Here is a 16,600-nt window from a genome sequence, read left to right on the forward strand (position 1 = left end):
AGCCTTCCTGCCCACTTCTTACATGCACTATATAATTTCTTTATTGTATGTCCACAAAGTATTTGCCCAAAGTGAGCTTTCAAACCTTTTGTCGAAATTCGCCTAGTTAATACTAGACATTAGACTCCATCGCCCGAATCCCCTCATCAAGCAGCTCCGTGAGCCTGTCCAGTCGACCATCACAGTACAGGAATCCTACCAGCCCTTCCAGAGCTGTAGCATGTCTGTACTCCAGCACGTCCGCATTTTTGGGGATGCTGCCTGATTTAGCATTGCGACAAGCCCGTACAATATCCTGCTCCTCTTCTGTGAGGATCGCTTCGAGCTTCTGCAGCATCACACTTTGTGCCTTGGCTGACACCAGACTTATCGCTCTGCGGTGCAGATGGTGTGGGCGCAAGTTAGTCTGGCTCAGCAAAAATTGGCGGATGGCAACCTCATATACAGCGTCCCCAATATAAGCCAACGATATAGGGGGGATGAGTCTTGCTGGCTTGGAAGGGGGATAGGGGAACCAAAGCTTCTGCAATTCCATTTTCCCTCCGCTTATCTCCGCCGCCAGCGCATGCCTTGAGCCGTATCCTCAAGCAGAATGCCCTGTTCTGCCAGCAGGTCACGAATCTCATCAGCTCTGCCCCAATTTTTCGACTTTCTTGCCTCTACGCGCTCTGCTATCAGTTGTTCTACTTCCTCATCCAGCAGTTCACTGCTCGTAGCGTCATAGAGTCGCAGCACACTGTTCATCCCCTCGAAGGTCTTCAGGAGAGCTGTCAACTCAGCAGAAATCACTACCTCCCGCTGCAATGTCTGATTAGCTTCACTTACCCAATCGAACAGTGCTGTAATCGCATCTGGCGTATTAAAGTCATCATCCATTTTCTCGCGGAACTGAGACTGGATTTGCTGCAGCTTGCTCTCTAGCTCTTGGCCTACTTGACCATCACCTGGCAATGCCGTCTTCAAGCGGTGTGTTACATTTGCGACAGCATTCGCAATACGTTCGACACTTTTCTCAGCCTGACTCATGGTCTCCTCATTGAAATTCAGTGGATTGCGATAATGCGTAGACAGCATGAAGTAACGTATGGCTTCCTTCTTATACTGTGCCCGCAGATCCTTGACAAGAATACCATTGCCGAGTGATTTCGACATCTTCTCATTATTGATTCGAATATAGCCATTATGCATCCAGTAGCGAGATAGTGGCTGACCAGTCAACGCTTCTGATTGTGCGCATTCGCATTCATGGTGCGGGAACTGCAAATCCTGTCCGCCGCCATGAATATCCAGCGTATCGCCCAGATAATGACGGGCCATGGCAGAGCACTCGATATGCCAGCCGGGTCTGCCATTCCCCCACGGACTGGACCAATAGATCTCACCTGGCTTGGCAGCCTTCCATAGTACAAAATCCTCCGGGCGCTCCTTGCGCTCATCGACACCGATCCGAATGCCAAATTGCAGCTGCTCCAGATTCTGACCTGACAGCTTACCGTAGTCCTTGAACTTCTCGGTACGGTAGAATACATCTCCGCCGTTCTCATAGGCGTAATCACGCTCAACCAGCTCACGGATGAATTCAATAATCAGATGCATGCTCTCGGTAACTCGCGGATTAAGAGTGGCCGCAAGTATGCCGAGCCCCGCAATATCCTCGTAGTAAGCGTTAATGAAGCGCTCAGCCACTGTAGGTACATCTGTGCCAAGCTCTTCCGCCTTACGGATCAGCTTGTCGTCCACATCGGTAAAATTCGTAACGTAGTTAACTTCGTATCCTGAATACTCAAGGTAGCTACGCACCATATCAAACACGATAATTGGACGGGCATTGCCAATATGAATATAGTCATACACCGTCGGTCCGCATACATACATCTTAACCTTTCCAGGTTCTTGGGGGACGAACACCTCTTTATTCCTATGCATCGTGTTATAGACCTGAAGCGTCATACGCTATTCCTCCTTAACCGGAATCCCATGCACCGCATGAGAAGCTATATCCGGACAGCTTTGCTGTATTAATATCATCTTACTTGATTGCCACGACGTTTCTCAATCCTGCTCGTCTTTTACCGATGGGACATGCATACGCTCATCGTAAAGCTTTTCCCGCGAAGATGGGCTACTTTTCGCTTCAGCAAGCTCTGTGCGCAGTAGCTCAATTTCAGCCTGCAGACTCCGTATGGAATCTACGATCGGGTCTGGAAGCTGGTGGCTTAAGCGATCCTGTTTAATTCCCGCTTGCTTCACAATACGTCCTGGAATGCCTACTACCGTACTATATGGAGGAACCTCCTTCAGGACCACTGAGTTGGAGCCTATATTGGACTGATCTCCGACAGTGAATGACCCCAGTATTTTCGCGCCCGAGCCGATAACTACATTATTACCAATGGTAGGATGCCTTTTACCCTTTTCTTTTCCCGTTCCCCCAAGAGTAACTCCCTGATATAAAATGACATCATTTCCGATCTCACAGGTTTCACCAATGACGATACCCATACCGTGGTCTATGAATAGACGATCTCCGATGCGGGCACCCGGATGAATCTCGATTCCTGTCATAAAGCGCGAAAATTGCGATATAATGCGAGGCAGTGTACGCCAGCCCTTGCGATAAAGGCCATGAGCTGCTCTGTGAAACCAAATGGCATGAATCCCGGAGTACGTAAAAATAACCTCAAGCGGCCCTGTAGCTGCCGGGTCGTTATCCAGCACCGCCTGAATGTCCGACTTCATCTTCCTGAACATAGGAGCCCCCTTTTTGCTTCGGTCGAGATTCCATACATGCAATAAGGCAAATAAGGCATAAAAAAACGCCTCCGCAGCCAAAGCTGCAGAGACGTTTTACCGTGGTTCCACTCTGCTTGAGATGTCGCAGCATATGCCGACCTCTCATCTTTCACATCCAGTAACGCGGATGACACGGTTCAACCTGTCCTGGGCTACCGATCCGGCATCTCAGGTTCAATCGAACAGCTCCCAGGCGCATTTCTACTGCTGGCCATCTGGACAACTCACAGCCCCGGCCTTCGCCTTCGTCTGTCCTCTCTGGTTAGATGACTATTGCAATGTACTTCTCCTGCTCGTTGCTTTTATGTTACGGCGCAAATACGCCGTCATCAATCATTTCGTTGGTGACACCCATTATAGCGGAAAGGCAACAAACTGACAACAATTCCATTCCAGGAATTAGCCTTTGATCTGGGATTGCAGACGCTGAATGACCTTATCCCGACCAAGAAGATAAATAGTCTCGTTCAGATCTCTTCCGTGGGTCTGGCCCGTCAACGCGACACGAATCGGCATAAATAGCTGCTTGCCCTTGAAGCCAGTCTCCTTCTGCACTTCCTTGATGAGAGCAGCCATACGTGCTGCTGTGAACTCTTCACTTGCCTGTACCTTGTCCACAAATGCCTGTAGTACAGCTGGGACCTGCTCTTCTGCCAGCACAGCCTGGGCTTCCCCGTCAAGCTCCAGATGTGAGCGGAAGAATACGTCTGATAATTTGACAATATCGGACGCAGCTGTCATTTGCTCCTGATACAAGCGTACCAGAGCCTCGGCCCATGCAGCCTGCTCCTCTGTTAGCTCCTGTGGAATTAATCCAGCTTCCTGCAGATGTGGAATAGCCATTGCCGTAATCCGTGCAGGGTCAGCATGCTTGATGTAGTGATTATTCAGATGAGCCAGCTTCAGCGGATCAAATACAGCTGGGCTCTTGGACAGACGATTCGGATCGAAGATGGAGATCAACTGCTCTTGATCGTAGATCTCTTCTTCTCCCTCAGGTGACCATCCCAGAAGTGCGATAAAGTTGAACATAGCCTCTGGCAAATAGCCAAGACGGTCATATTGCTCCATGAATTGGATAATGGATTCATTCCGCTTGCTAAGCTTCTTATGATCCTCGCCCACGATTAGAGTCATGTGTCCAAAAATCGGCGGCTCCCAACCAAGCGCCTCATAGATCATCAGCTGCCGCGGAGTATTGGATACGTGATCCTCGCCGCGCAGGACGTGAGTAATCTTCATCAAATGATCATCCACCGCTACCGCGAAGTTGTAGGTCGGAATTCCATCCTTCTTGACGATAACGAAATCGCCACTCTCCTTGGAGTTGAACGTAATGGAGCCCTTCACCATATCATCAAATGTATATTCACGGTCCTCCGGTACCCGGAAACGAATGCTCGGCACACGTCCCTCTGCCTCGAAGGCCTTACATTGTTCTTCAGTCAAATCCCGGTGCTTGCCAGAGTAGCGAGGCGTCTCGCCACGAGCCATCTGCTCTTCACGCTCTTTCTCGAGCTCTTCCTCCGTGCAATAACAACGATAAGCAAGCCCATTGTCCAGCAAGGACTGCCATTGCTCCTTATAGATATCCAGACGCTCGGTCTGACGATAAGGGCCGTATTCACCGCCAACATCCACGCTTTCATCCCAGTCGATGCCAAGCCACTTCAAATATTTGAGCTGACTCTCCACGCCACCCTCAATGTTACGCTTCACATCGGTATCTTCAATACGAATAATGAATTTACCGCCCTGATTTCTAGCATACAAATAATTGAACAGTGCTGTTCTTGCATTTCCGATATGTAGATGTCCCGTTGGACTTGGCGCATACCGTACACGGACTTCCGTGCTCATACAATCCCCTCCGAATGGGCGTTTTCCGAAATTAGTACCCGCTTTTGCTGGCAAAGTCTCCATGGTTCAAGGAGCTTTGTCAGCAAATTAGCGGTACTTTATTTCGGAAAGCTGCCTAACTTATCTCTCAACTCATGATGATAGCATACCCTTGACAAGGCACACAACCGATTGTGCAGCGACTCCCTCACCACGCCCCGTGAAGCCAAGCTGCTCAGTCGTTGTAGCCTTGACGTTAACCTGTGAACGTTCCTTCGCTCCAAGTGCTTCTGCTATAACATCTACCATTTGTGGAATATATGGAGCCATCTTTGGCCGCTGGGCAATAATCGTGCTGTCTACATTGCCAAGCTCGTATCCCTGCTCCTTGGCCAATTGCCATACATGCTGCAGTAGCTTGAGGCTATCCGCATCCTTAAATGCAGGATCATTGTCAGGAAAATGCTTGCCGATGTCTCCCATACCCAGGGCTCCCAAGATCGCATCCGTAATCGCATGCAACAGTACATCCGCATCAGAATGGCCCAACAGACCTTTCTCATATGGAATGGTTACGCCCCCGATAATACACGGCCTTCCTTCGATCAACTGATGAACATCGAATCCTTGTCCTACTCGAATCATTCTGTCTCCTCTTCCTCTCTGCCCGTCCATAATGTTGCGATCTCCAGATCCTCTGGGGTAGTAATCTTGATATTGGTATAACTGCCCTCTACCATCTGTACACGGATACCAAGACGCTCTACCAGCATCGAATCGTCCGTACCCAGGAATCCGTCTTTCTCCGCCAGCACATATGCCTCTTCCAAATCGGAAAGACGAAAAGTCTGTGGCGTTTGAATGCTCCACAGACTTCGGCGTTCTGGCGTTGCCACAACTTTACCGTCCTGATCCACCTGCTTAATCGTATCCTTGACAGGAACACCCAGCACGGATGCTCCATGCTCGCGAGCAGCTTCCAGACAGTCCCGTATGGCCTTCCGGGTCACAAAAGGGCGTACCCCATCATGAACCATGACCCACTCCGTATTCAGCCGCGCAAGACCGCGCTTGACCGAATGCTGACGCTCAGCACCACCAGCGACGATAGATGACACCTTATCAATGCCGAATTCATCAATCCAGTCACGACAGCGGTCAGTATCTCCTTCACCAGTGACGAGTACGATCTCCTGAATCTCAGGCATACGGGCGAACACCTCAAGAGTATATATAAAAACAGGCTTGTCCCCTAATTTCAAAAATTGCTTGCTCTCTGTCGTGCCCATTCGGGTTCCGCGTCCTGCGGCCACAACGATGACACCGAGACTATTGTCCATCGCTCCAATCCCTACCTTAACAGTCAGTATGCCGGAATGGCTATGGTCGGTAACACCGACCCTTCCATCATACCGTGTTTACTGAGCTTTTTCCAATAATTTCGGTTTGGCGAAGATCATGCGGCCCGCAGAGGTCTGCAGCACACTCGTCACAAGCACTTCCATGGTCGTGCCAATGTAATCCCGTCCACCCTCTACTACGATCATGGTCCCATCATCTAGATAAGCGACGCCTTGACCGTGCTCCTTGCCGTCCTTAATGATCTGCACGACAATCTCTTCACCCGGCAGCACGACTGGCTTCACCGCATTGGCTAGATCATTGATATTCAGTACAGACACACCCTGCAGCTCACATACCTTATTCAGGTTGAAATCATTGGTCACGACCTTGCCCTGCAAAAGCTTCGCCAGCTTGACGAGCTTGCTATCCACCTCGGAGATTTCTTCAAAATCACCCTCATAGATAAGCACCTTCACATCAAGCTCCTTCTGAATCTTGTTCAGAATATCGAGCCCCCTGCGCCCACGATTCCGCTTGAGTAGATCGGATGAATCCGCAATATGCTGGAGCTCCTCCAGTACGAATTCTGGAATAACAATCGTGCCTTCAATGAATCCCGTCTTGCAAATATCAGCTATTCTGCCGTCAATGATGACGCTGGTATCCAGAATCTTGTGTTCCTCCAGCCAGCGTTCCTCAGGCTCCTCCGTGTGGTGAAAGCGTCCTGAAGTCCATAGAGACGTAAGCTCATCACGCTTTTCCAATCCCACCATCATACCGACATATCCGCACACGAGCATGATGCCCAGACCGAGGATCTGCCCACTAACTCCGAGCCAGGACAGCCCTGGATAAATGAGTATCGCAAACAGCAGACCACTCAGCAAGCCTACTGTGCCCGAAGCAATCTCATGAATTGGGATGCCGGCCAGCCTATCAATTCCTCGTTGTAATCGATTGGAAAGCGCTGAGCCCGCAGCTGAACAGCTAACGAGAAACACCAACGCACCCAGTATCGTCCAAATCACGCCACCCGCAGGAGAATCCTGCATCCATACCGGCAGCCAGCGAACAGTCCCTGCAACTCTATCATATAACGTATAGCCGAACCATGCCCCGCACAATCCTGTAAAAGTTAAAATGGCTCTTTTCCACATGAACCCCCGCACCTCCTCTGTTTCCTTGGTATCCATTTCTATCTGGATTCTTTATCCAGTATGGTCTAATTCAGCCAGGGTTAACCGTGGGTTGATGAACTTTTTTCCCAAGCTAGACAGGGAGAGTCAACGAGCAACCTTGATCTTTATATTGAAAGGGTATATTTTTTTGGCATATAATGAATTTATTCCTATAAATCAGAGGTGGGTAGCGAAATGACCGTACAAAGCTTGCACGCTTTTCAAGATCAGGTATCCGAACTGCTGCTCCGTCACCGCAGTCTGCTAGATGTTCTGTCCAAAACTGGGCAATCAGGCGCCTCTGTGAACCGTGCCGTTGCCAAAGCAATAACGGAATGCGGCTGCATTGAGGTCCACGCCAAAAAACAGGATTATGAGCTGGAGTCCAGTCTGGAGGATGCCAAAGCTCAGTTGGATAACCACGTTCAAGGGTCGCTTTGTGAGAATTGTAAGGAAGTTATTATGTCCGAGCTTGGTCGTAGCCTCTTCTACATGTCCGCTCTTTGCAATCTGCTGGAGATCAATTTGGAAGATGTGGTGGAGCGCGAGTCTCAGAAGTGCTCGACGCTGGGACTATTCAATATGTCTTAATGCTTTCATTTACCTGAACAATGCTTCTCATCAACATCATAGAAGGCTTGGGACGCTAAGTATCCACGCTAGTGCCCTAAGCACAAAAAAGCATGTGTGCCCCATTCATGAGACATACATGCTTTTCCTTTTGCTTTGTTGAAATGGCCACAGCCAACAGCCAATACTCGATTCTAGTAAACATGGATAACAGCATAATCGCTAAATCTATTCCAAAGCATTTGTGATACGAATAATTCCTGTAACTTGTATTAGCTGTCGCATAATTAGCGTACAAACATTAACGTTCAGAGTGGCGATACTGATCATCAGACGATTTACGCTTCTTCCGTCGTCTGCCGAAGATTCTTTCCAGGTGATGCTTCATACCGTAGAGCGCATAGAGCACCAGAGGTACGAAAATCAGCTTGGAGAGATTATCAGCGAACTGGATCGCAATGAACACGGCCCCGATTGCAACCAGAGGTGCAATCCATATCGCTTTCTTCGGAAGACCAACCTTCTTGAAGTTAGGATACTTTAAGGAGCTGATCATCAGGTATGAGAGTAGCATCGTCGCTACAGCCATCGGTATAGGAGATATATCTGCATGGAACAGGGACAGAGTCGCTAGCACACCGCCCGCTGCTGGAATCGGAAGTCCCGTAAAATAGCCTGGAATCCCCGCACGCACGTTGAATCTCGCTAGGCGCATTGCACCACACATAGGAAAAATGGCCGTAGCCGTCCAGCCCAGTGCTGGATGTACATCATGGAAACTAACCATATACATAATTACAGCAGGTGCTGCGCCAAAAGAAACCATATCCGACAAAGAATCAAGCTCTTTCCCGAAATCACTCTGTGCATTAAGTGCTCTCGCAGCACGGCCATCCAATCCGTCAAGCAACATTGCAACAATAACCATAATGGCTGCATAGCTGTATTTACCGTCTACCGCAAGCATCATGGCAATCATTCCAAGGAACAGATTACCCAAAGTAAACATGTTCGGAATTGATTTGGCTATCATATTTTCACCTCATAAGCTAAGCTCTAGTTCCAATATCATCCACTGATGATATTGCAATTACATCTGCCTGTCAATGAACACTTGCTCCTGCAGTCGCTTCAGCCCTTCCTTGATGGTACGGGCGCGCACCTCACCAATGCCATCCACCTCATCCAGTTCCTCAATGGAAGCCATCATAACCTGTGGCAGCTCACTGAATTGGTCTACCAGATTATGAATAATCACATTAGGTAGCCTTGGAATTTTATTCAGTACACGATAGCCTCTTGGGGATACCGTTTCCTCTGAAGTGGCCGCGGACGAAGGATAACCAAGCAATCGCGCTATATGATGGGCATCGAGCAGTTCTTCATCCGTTGAATGCTTTAGACCATTAATAATTTCGCGGATTTTCTCATCACTGTCTTCTTTGGCATAGTCCTTATAGAGTAACCAAGCTTCTTCCTCTGTGGTCCCCACAAGCTCCTCCATCTGCATGCTGATCAGACGGCCTTCATTGCCAAGCTCGTTGACATAACGCTTAATTTCCATCTTAATCCGCATGACCATCTCCGTCCGCTGGATTACATTGATAACCTCCGGGATGGTTACCAGCTCCTCGAATTCGGAGGCAGACAGGTTCGTCAGGGCCTGATTCAGTACAGATTTGTATTTCTCCAGCGTCTGAATAGCCTGATTGGCTTTGGTCAATATGACACCAATTTCCTTAAGGGCATAGCGAAGCGTGCCTTGATACAAAGTAATGATATTACGACGCTGAGAAATGGACACAACCAGCTTCCCCGTTTGCTTCGCAACACGCTCGGCCGTTCTATGACGAATTCCGGTCTCAATGGAGGAGATGGAGGAATCCGGTATCAACTGCGTGTTCGCATATAAAATCCGCTTCAAATCTTCGCTCAAAATGATGGCCCCATCCATTTTGGCCAATTCATACAGATAGTTCGGTGAAAAGTCGCAATTAATGGAGAAGCCTCCATCTACCACTTCCATAACCTCTGGACTGTAGCCGACGACGAGAAGTGCTCCGGTCTTAGCCCTGAGTACGTTTTCTAGACCTTCACGAAAGGGTGTACCCGGCGCTACAAGCCGCAATAAATCGTTCATTTTACCGAGTTGGCTCGTTTCCTTCATTGTATTTTTCCCCCTAATTTAATGCGGCTGCCAGTGCTTCAGACACAGTCCCTACCCCAATGATCTCCAGATTTTTAGGTGGCGTCCAGCCTTTCAGACTTTTTTCCGGCAAAATCACTCGTTTGAATCCGAGCTTATGAGCTTCACGCACCCGCTGCTCTGCTCTGGACACAGCACGTACCTCACCAGTCAGTCCTACTTCACCAAAAATCACATCATAAGGCTTCGTAGGTACATCACGGAAGCTTGAAGCAATACTGACGGCAATTGCCAGATCTACCGCCGGCTCATCTAGCTTCACGCCTCCTGCTACATTCAGATACGCATCCTGATTCTGCAAGAACATTCCCATACGCTTCTCCAGCACCGCAATAATCAAACTTAAGCGGTGGTGATCAATGCCCGTGCCCATTCGCCGCGGGGAAGGAAAGTGGGTACTTGCAATCAACGCCTGCAGCTCCACCAATACAGGTCTCGTGCCCTCCATACTCGCAACTACTGTTGAGCCTGCTACTCCTAGTGGACGTTCGGATAGGAATAGCTCTGAAGGATTCTCTACCTCCCGCAAGCCTCCTTCTCCCATCTCGAAGATCCCCATTTCGTTGGTGGAACCAAATCGATTCTTGACGGCCCGAAGCAAGCGATAGGTATGATGACGCTCCCCTTCAAAATACAGTACACAGTCCACCATATGTTCAAGCAGCCTTGGACCTGCAATGGCTCCTTCTTTGGTAACATGACCTACGAGGACCGTGGCTATGCCAAGACCTTTGGCGATGCGCATAAAACGAGCTGTGCACTCTCGCACCTGGGATACACTGCCCGGCGCACTTGTCACATCTGGCAAATAGACAGTCTGGATTGAGTCAATGACCAGAAATTGGGGCTTCATTTGATCTACAGCTGTCTCAATGGTCTCCAGATTCGTTTCACATAGTACATATAATTCAGGCGAAAGCACTCCAAGTCGGTCAGCACGCAGCTTGGTCTGACGAACTGATTCTTCACCAGATACATACAGCACACGCAAGCCTGAACGTGCCAGTTCATTAGACGCCTGCAGTAGTAGCGTGGATTTGCCGATTCCAGGATCTCCGCCGACGAGAACTAATGAGCCTGGAACAAGTCCTCCACCCAGCACCCTATTCAACTCTCCAATACCAGTGAGCACACGCGGCTCTTTCCCACTCTCGACCTCGGTAATCGACAAAGGCTTCTCTTGCGTCTGGTTATGAAAAAGGGATGAGCTCATCCCTGCTGTCTTTACAACAGTCTCTGTTGCCTCAACCATGGAGTTCCATGCTTGGCACCCTGGGCATTTTCCGTACCATTTAGGCGATTCATAGCCGCATTCCGTGCAATAAAATTTGGTTTTTACTTTAGCCATTCGATTCTCCTTGTTCAAAAAGCTCCAATACTAAAAGTGTACCATTGAAGCAGAGCAACCGTAAAGCAATATCACAAACTTTTCCAATCACTGTAATCAATCAAAATTCTGAATGATCGAGCATGACTATGCCCGGATTTCAAGGCAGATAAGATTAATATATGACAGCATATCACGAACATGAAGATGCTACCTCTCGAAATGAAAAAAAGGGTTGCCCCCATTGTATGCAGCACATCGCAGTACATAACGGGAGCAACCCTTTTCTATATAGTTCTCACTTGTCAAACGCTATATTCATCAGGATTGAGTGGGAACATTCGTTTTCTTACTAACCTTCAAGCCACCATCGATCTCGTCGATCAGCAGGGAATCCCCCTTGGTAATCGTTCCGCTCAACAGCTCCTCGGACAGACGATCCTCGATATGCTTCTGAATCGCTCTACGCAATGGACGTGCCCCGTAGGCTGGATCGAAGCCTTCTTTAGCCAGGAACGCCTTAGCCTTGTCAGTCAGCTCGAAGTCCACATCGTATTCGTTCAGACGCTTACGAAGCTCTTCGGACATGAGGGAAACGATTTGACCAATGTGCTTCTCTTCAAGGGAGTGGAACACGATGATCTCATCAATACGGTTCAGGAACTCTGGACGGAAGCTCTTCTTAAGCTCTTCCATGACCTTACCCTTCATATTGTCATAGTCTGCCCCAGCATCCACCACAGCTGTGAAGCCCAGCGTAGAGTTCCGCTTGATCGCTTCTGCTCCAACGTTGGAAGTCAGGATGATGAGCGTATTCCGGAAGTCAACTACGCGACCTTTGGAATCCGTCAAGCGTCCATCCTCCAGCACTTGCAGCAGGATGTTGAAGACCTCAGGGTGAGCTTTCTCAATCTCATCAAGCAATACGACGGAGTATGGCTTGCGGCGAACCTTCTCCGTCAGCTGACCGCCTTCCTCATAGCCTACATACCCTGGAGGCGCTCCGACCAGACGTGATGTAGAGTGCTTCTCCATGTACTCGGACATATCGATACGGATAACTGCATTTTCATCACCGAACATGGACTCGGCTAGTGCACGAGCAAGCTCAGTTTTACCTACCCCTGTAGGACCAAGGAAGATAAAGGAGCCCATTGGACGCTTAGGATCTTTGAGACCAGCACGTGCACGACGGATCGCACGGCTGACTGCCTTGACGGCTTCGTCCTGACCGATTACACGTTCATGCAGCAGTTGCTCCATGTTCAAGAGACGCTCCGTTTCTTCTTCCTTCAGCTTGCTGACAGGTACGCCCGTCCAGAGTGCTACGATCTGCGCGATATCCTCAGGTGTCACCTCGGAATCAGTACGACCTTGTTTTTCTTTCCATTGATTTTTGGTCAGATCCAGCTCTTCACGCATTTTCTGCTCTGTATCCCGAAGCGCAGCAGCCTTCTCAAATTCTTGACTTTGTACAGCCGAATCCTTCTCTTTACGAATATCCTCAAGACGGTTCTCCAACTGTTTCAGGTTTGGCGGTACGGTGTAGGAGTTCAGTCTTACTTTAGAACCCGCTTCATCAATCAGATCGATCGCTTTGTCCGGCAGGAAACGGTCTGTAATATAACGGTCAGACAGCTTAACAGCTGCTTCAATCGCTTCATCCGTAATTTTCACACGGTGATGTGCCTCATAGCGGTCACGCAATCCATACAAAATCTGAATGGCTTCCTCTGGAGATGGCTGATCCACTGTAATAGGCTGGAAGCGTCGTTCCAGGGCTGCATCCTTTTCAATGTATTTACGATACTCGTCCAGGGTGGTGGCCCCGATACATTGCAGCTCGCCACGTGCCAGTGCAGGCTTCAGAATATTGGACGCGTCGATCGCTCCCTCTGCACCACCAGCGCCGATCAATGTGTGCAGCTCATCAATGAACAGTACAATATTACCAGCTTGGCGAATCTCGTCCATAATCTTTTTCAGACGATCCTCGAATTCACCGCGATATTTTGTACCAGCTACAACAGAGCCCATATCAAGTGTCATAACACGCTTATCGCGTAGTGTCTCCGGAATCTCATTAGCGATAATCTTCTGAGCAAGACCTTCCGCAATCGCCGTCTTACCTACCCCTGGCTCACCAATCAACACTGGGTTATTCTTCGTACGACGACTCAGCACCTGAATGACCCGTTCAATCTCTTTGCTGCGGCCAATTACAGGGTCAAGGTTACCATCCTTTGCGATGGCTGTCAGATCACGAGCCAGGCTATCCAGTGTAGGAGTGCTCACATTCGCTTGTGTGCCGCTGTGACTGGATACCGCTTCACTGCTACCAAGCAGCTGAAGCACTTGCTGGCGAGCCTTGTTCAGGCTAATGCCTAGATTATTCAGTACACGAGCAGCTACACCTTCACCTTCACGAATAAGACCCAGCAAAATATGCTCTGTGCCTACGTAGGTATGACCCAGCTTGCGAGCTTCGTCCATGGAGAGCTCAATAACCTTCTTCGCACGAGGTGTATACGCGATATTCGTAGGCTGCTCTTGACCGCGTCCGATTAGCGTCTCTACTTCGTCCTGAATTTTCTCAAGACCCAGCCCCAGACCAATCAGGGCCTTGGCAGCGATTCCTTCACCCTCTCGAATTAGTCCGAGCAGGATATGCTCTGTACCGATATTGTTGTGTCCAAGACGGACCGCTTCCTCTTGAGCCAATGCGAGTACCTTCTGCGCTCGTTCTGTAAATCTTCCGAACATCATATGTGTTGCACCTCCATATATAGTGTATTTCTTTGTAATCCAATATTCATTAAACTAAATGACTATATCATGCTCGGGAAGCTGAGGAACGAAGTTGCTCCCGAATCAATGTTGCTCTATAGGTGTCTCGCCCAGCATTGTCGAGCTCACCTCCAAATTTCTTTTGCAGGAAGCCCGGCTGCGTCATGACATGCAGCTCATTTAATGTCTGAATCGAGGGTCCCTCCAGGATGCCCATATCCACACCAAGTCGTACATCAGATAACCGCTGAGCGGCTTCCTTGGATTCGACGACAGTGGCATAAGACAAGATACCGTAGGATCGCATAATGCGGTCTGTAATCCGCAATATCGATTCATTCATCAGACGCTCTCTGGCTGCTCTCTCATGCTCAATAATCTGCAGTACGACACCGTGAAGGTTCTCTATGATCTCCTCCTCGGTCTGTCCCAGCGTAATCTGGTTGGAGACCTGGAACAGATTCCCTACTGCTTCGCTGCCTTCCCCATAAATTCCTCTAACCGTCAGCCCCACTTGTGAGACAGCAGACAAAATTCGATTAATCTGATGGGTCATAACCAAAGCTGGCAGGTGCATCATGACAGAGGCCCGCAGTCCAGTACCTACATTGGTCGGACAACTGGTCAGATAACCACGTCGATCATCAAAGGCATAATCTACAGCTGCCTCAAAGACATCATCAATACTGCTTGCCTTTTGCCAAGCCTCTTTGACCTGACAGCCGGGATACAGACATTGAATACGTAGGTGATCCTCCTCATTAATCATAATACTTACGGCCTCGTTCTCGCTGATCATCACGGCACCATTGCGAGATTCACTGGCCAGATTTGGACTAATCAGATGCTTCTCCACCAACACTCTTTGATCCAGATCACTGGTCTCGGGAATCTTAAGCAAATGAAAAGCACCGTACTCCTTCATTTCCTCTTGCTCCAGCACCTCACTGAGCTTGTTCAACACCGCTTCCGATTGCTGGTTCGTGGCAAGCATAGGGAAGGGAAAATGCTGTAGATTGCGTGCGATCCGGACTCTACTGCTTATTACAATCTCAGAGTCCACAGCATCGCTGCGCATCCACTCACTTAAGGGCTGTTCGGTGAATCGGAGATTAGGCATGTCGCATCCCTCCTACTTTTCCAACTTTACTCTTGGGCTATCTGTTTTTCAAGCTCGCGGATCTGATCGCGCAATTGTGCAGCTGATTCGAACTCTTCCTGCTGGATCTTGAATTGCAGCTCACGCTTGAGTTCATCCACTTGCCGTCTGACTTTCATTTTGCCGCCAGTACGCACAGGCACCTTGCCCACATGTGTAGTGCCACCATGCACACGCTTGAACAACGGATCTAGTCGTTCATCAAAATATTTATAGCAAGAGCTGCAGCCAAAGCGCCCGATCTTGCTGAATTGAGAATAGGTCATTCCGCATTCCTCACACCGTGTAGCCTGTGGTGCGGAAGCTCCCTGCATCTGACTCTTATTAGCAGGATCAAAATCAAGAAGGCCTGATAATAGACTGTGAATAGAAAATCCGTTAGAGGTTCCGGGAATGAGCTCACCCTTTTCCCTGGCACAGGCCTCACAGATATGAAATTCCGTCTTCTCTCCATTCACGATCTTGGTGAAATGGAGCGTTGCCGGCCTCTTATTACATTCTTGGCACAGCATACAAGTACCTCCTTTATAATGTAACCCAGACTTGATCACAATCAGTCAAGAATTCCTGACCAACGGACTAATCCCATCAGGCTACATGTCTTGGTTCAACCTCCATCAGCACTATAGATGTAGCTCAACTGAGTGGAACTCGGTCCTGCTCTATACTGCCGAAGAAGGCTTTATCTGGCGAGAAGTGCTATAAGCATCGCCTTGAAGACTCGCGCCCGCAACTGGTCCCTTAGTGGAAGCTTTAATGCCAAAGACTCTCTGGAGATCGCTGCTTTCATGATTGCTGCCTCCCGCCTGTTCAGCACACGGGCTTCCTCCAACTGATAGATTAACCCTTCTGCTGCGGTCTGGCTAATCTCATCTCCTATCGTATGGTGCAGATGAGTATGCAGTATGTGCTGAGCTGGTAGCTCAATTCGCTGAATGCGAATATACCCGCCGCCTCCGCGTTTACTTTCAACGAGATAGCCTTTCTCAAGGGTGAACCGTGTACTTATAACATAATTAATTTGGGAAGGCACGCAAGAGAAGCGGTCAGCCAAATCGTTGCGCTGGATTTCCACTAATCCTTCAGGACTCTCGACCAGCATGCTTTTCAGATATTGTTCGATAATATCAGAAACATTACGCATTTCATCATCCTCCACTGATGAAGACACAGGAATTGCTCTGTGCTCCACAGAGTGTGCCGTATACACAACTTAACCAAAGACTAAAGCCACGAATCTTGCAAAAATAAGCCCTACAGCAGCTCAACCCCTGTAAAAAGGACCTTATCCACCATAACGCTTGATTCGTTTTTCGACCTACACGGTCTGAAAAATCAAAGACTGTTCCAAAAGACCAAAGCTTACCCAAGCTACATAGACATTTGAACTTCGTTGA

General features: G+C 48.9%; 15 protein-coding genes. 1 reads left to right on the forward strand and 14 read right to left on the reverse strand.

Features of this window, described 5'->3' with window-relative positions:
- Window positions 1-112 precede the first annotated feature (112 nt).
- The 7 genes from MKX74_RS24760 to MKX74_RS24790 form a co-directional block, all read right to left on the reverse strand.
- Complete coding sequence (locus tag MKX74_RS24760) at window positions 113-535, reverse strand: Mini-ribonuclease 3 (protein ID WP_051289926.1); 423 nt, start codon at window positions 533-535, stop codon at window positions 113-115.
- Between the two features lie 11 nt (window positions 536-546).
- Window positions 547-1,950: a cysteine--tRNA ligase gene (gene cysS / locus MKX74_RS24765; protein ID WP_341180089.1), complete on the reverse strand. Its 1,404-nt coding sequence runs from the start codon at window positions 1,948-1,950 to the stop codon at window positions 547-549.
- 102 nt (window positions 1,951-2,052) lie between these two features.
- Window positions 2,053-2,751 (reverse strand): serine O-acetyltransferase, encoded by a 699-nt coding sequence (gene cysE, locus MKX74_RS24770; protein WP_341180090.1) that lies wholly within the window; start codon window positions 2,749-2,751, stop codon window positions 2,053-2,055.
- 441 nt (window positions 2,752-3,192) lie between these two features.
- On the reverse strand, window positions 3,193-4,653 hold the full coding sequence (gltX, locus tag MKX74_RS24775; RefSeq protein WP_341180091.1) for a glutamate--tRNA ligase: 1,461 nt from the start codon (window positions 4,651-4,653) through the stop codon (window positions 3,193-3,195).
- A 132-nt stretch (window positions 4,654-4,785) separates the two neighbouring features.
- Window positions 4,786-5,277 (reverse strand): 2-C-methyl-D-erythritol 2,4-cyclodiphosphate synthase, encoded by a 492-nt coding sequence (ispF, locus tag MKX74_RS24780; protein WP_341180092.1) that lies wholly within the window; start codon window positions 5,275-5,277, stop codon window positions 4,786-4,788.
- Window positions 5,274-5,972: a 2-C-methyl-D-erythritol 4-phosphate cytidylyltransferase gene (gene ispD, locus MKX74_RS24785; protein ID WP_341180093.1), complete on the reverse strand. Its 699-nt coding sequence runs from the start codon at window positions 5,970-5,972 to the stop codon at window positions 5,274-5,276. The genes ispF and ispD overlap by 4 nt, the downstream gene beginning before the upstream one ends.
- Window positions 5,973-6,050: 78 nt before the next feature.
- Window positions 6,051-7,133, reverse strand: a complete 1,083-nt coding sequence (locus MKX74_RS24790; protein ID WP_018888198.1) for a PIN/TRAM domain-containing protein — start codon at window positions 7,131-7,133, stop codon at window positions 6,051-6,053.
- 216 nt (window positions 7,134-7,349) lie between these two features.
- Here MKX74_RS24790 and MKX74_RS24795 point away from each other — a divergent pair, with 216 nt between their 5' ends.
- Entirely contained in the window at window positions 7,350-7,745 is a 396-nt protein-coding gene (locus tag MKX74_RS24795; protein WP_018888197.1) for a hypothetical protein, read from the forward strand.
- 280 nt (window positions 7,746-8,025) lie between these two features.
- Here MKX74_RS24795 and pssA read toward each other — a convergent pair whose 3' ends face one another.
- From pssA to MKX74_RS24830, 7 genes are all read right to left on the reverse strand, one after another.
- Window positions 8,026-8,757, reverse strand: a complete 732-nt coding sequence (gene pssA, locus MKX74_RS24800) for a CDP-diacylglycerol--serine O-phosphatidyltransferase (RefSeq protein WP_018888196.1) — start codon at window positions 8,755-8,757, stop codon at window positions 8,026-8,028.
- A gap of 57 nt (window positions 8,758-8,814) precedes the next feature.
- A complete protein-coding gene (gene disA / locus MKX74_RS24805) occupies window positions 8,815-9,891 on the reverse strand; it encodes a DNA integrity scanning diadenylate cyclase DisA (RefSeq protein ID WP_018888195.1) in 1,077 nt (358 codons plus the stop codon).
- Between the two features lie 13 nt (window positions 9,892-9,904).
- Complete coding sequence (radA, locus tag MKX74_RS24810) at window positions 9,905-11,278, reverse strand: DNA repair protein RadA (protein WP_341180094.1); 1,374 nt, start codon at window positions 11,276-11,278, stop codon at window positions 9,905-9,907.
- A gap of 300 nt (window positions 11,279-11,578) precedes the next feature.
- Window positions 11,579-14,023, reverse strand: a complete 2,445-nt coding sequence (gene clpC / locus MKX74_RS24815) for an ATP-dependent protease ATP-binding subunit ClpC (RefSeq protein ID WP_018888193.1) — start codon at window positions 14,021-14,023, stop codon at window positions 11,579-11,581.
- 67 nt (window positions 14,024-14,090) lie between these two features.
- Window positions 14,091-15,164 (reverse strand): protein arginine kinase, encoded by a 1,074-nt coding sequence (locus tag MKX74_RS24820; RefSeq protein ID WP_018888192.1) that lies wholly within the window; start codon window positions 15,162-15,164, stop codon window positions 14,091-14,093.
- A gap of 26 nt (window positions 15,165-15,190) precedes the next feature.
- Window positions 15,191-15,715, reverse strand: a complete 525-nt coding sequence (locus MKX74_RS24825; RefSeq protein ID WP_341180095.1) for a UvrB/UvrC motif-containing protein — start codon at window positions 15,713-15,715, stop codon at window positions 15,191-15,193.
- Between the two features lie 170 nt (window positions 15,716-15,885).
- Entirely contained in the window at window positions 15,886-16,347 is a 462-nt protein-coding gene (locus MKX74_RS24830) for a CtsR family transcriptional regulator (protein ID WP_028591608.1), read from the reverse strand.
- Window positions 16,348-16,600: the final 253 nt, after the last annotated feature.

The organism is Paenibacillus sp. FSL K6-1230, from assembly GCF_038002385.1.
Lineage (GTDB): Bacteria > Bacillota > Bacilli > Paenibacillales > Paenibacillaceae > Paenibacillus > Paenibacillus massiliensis.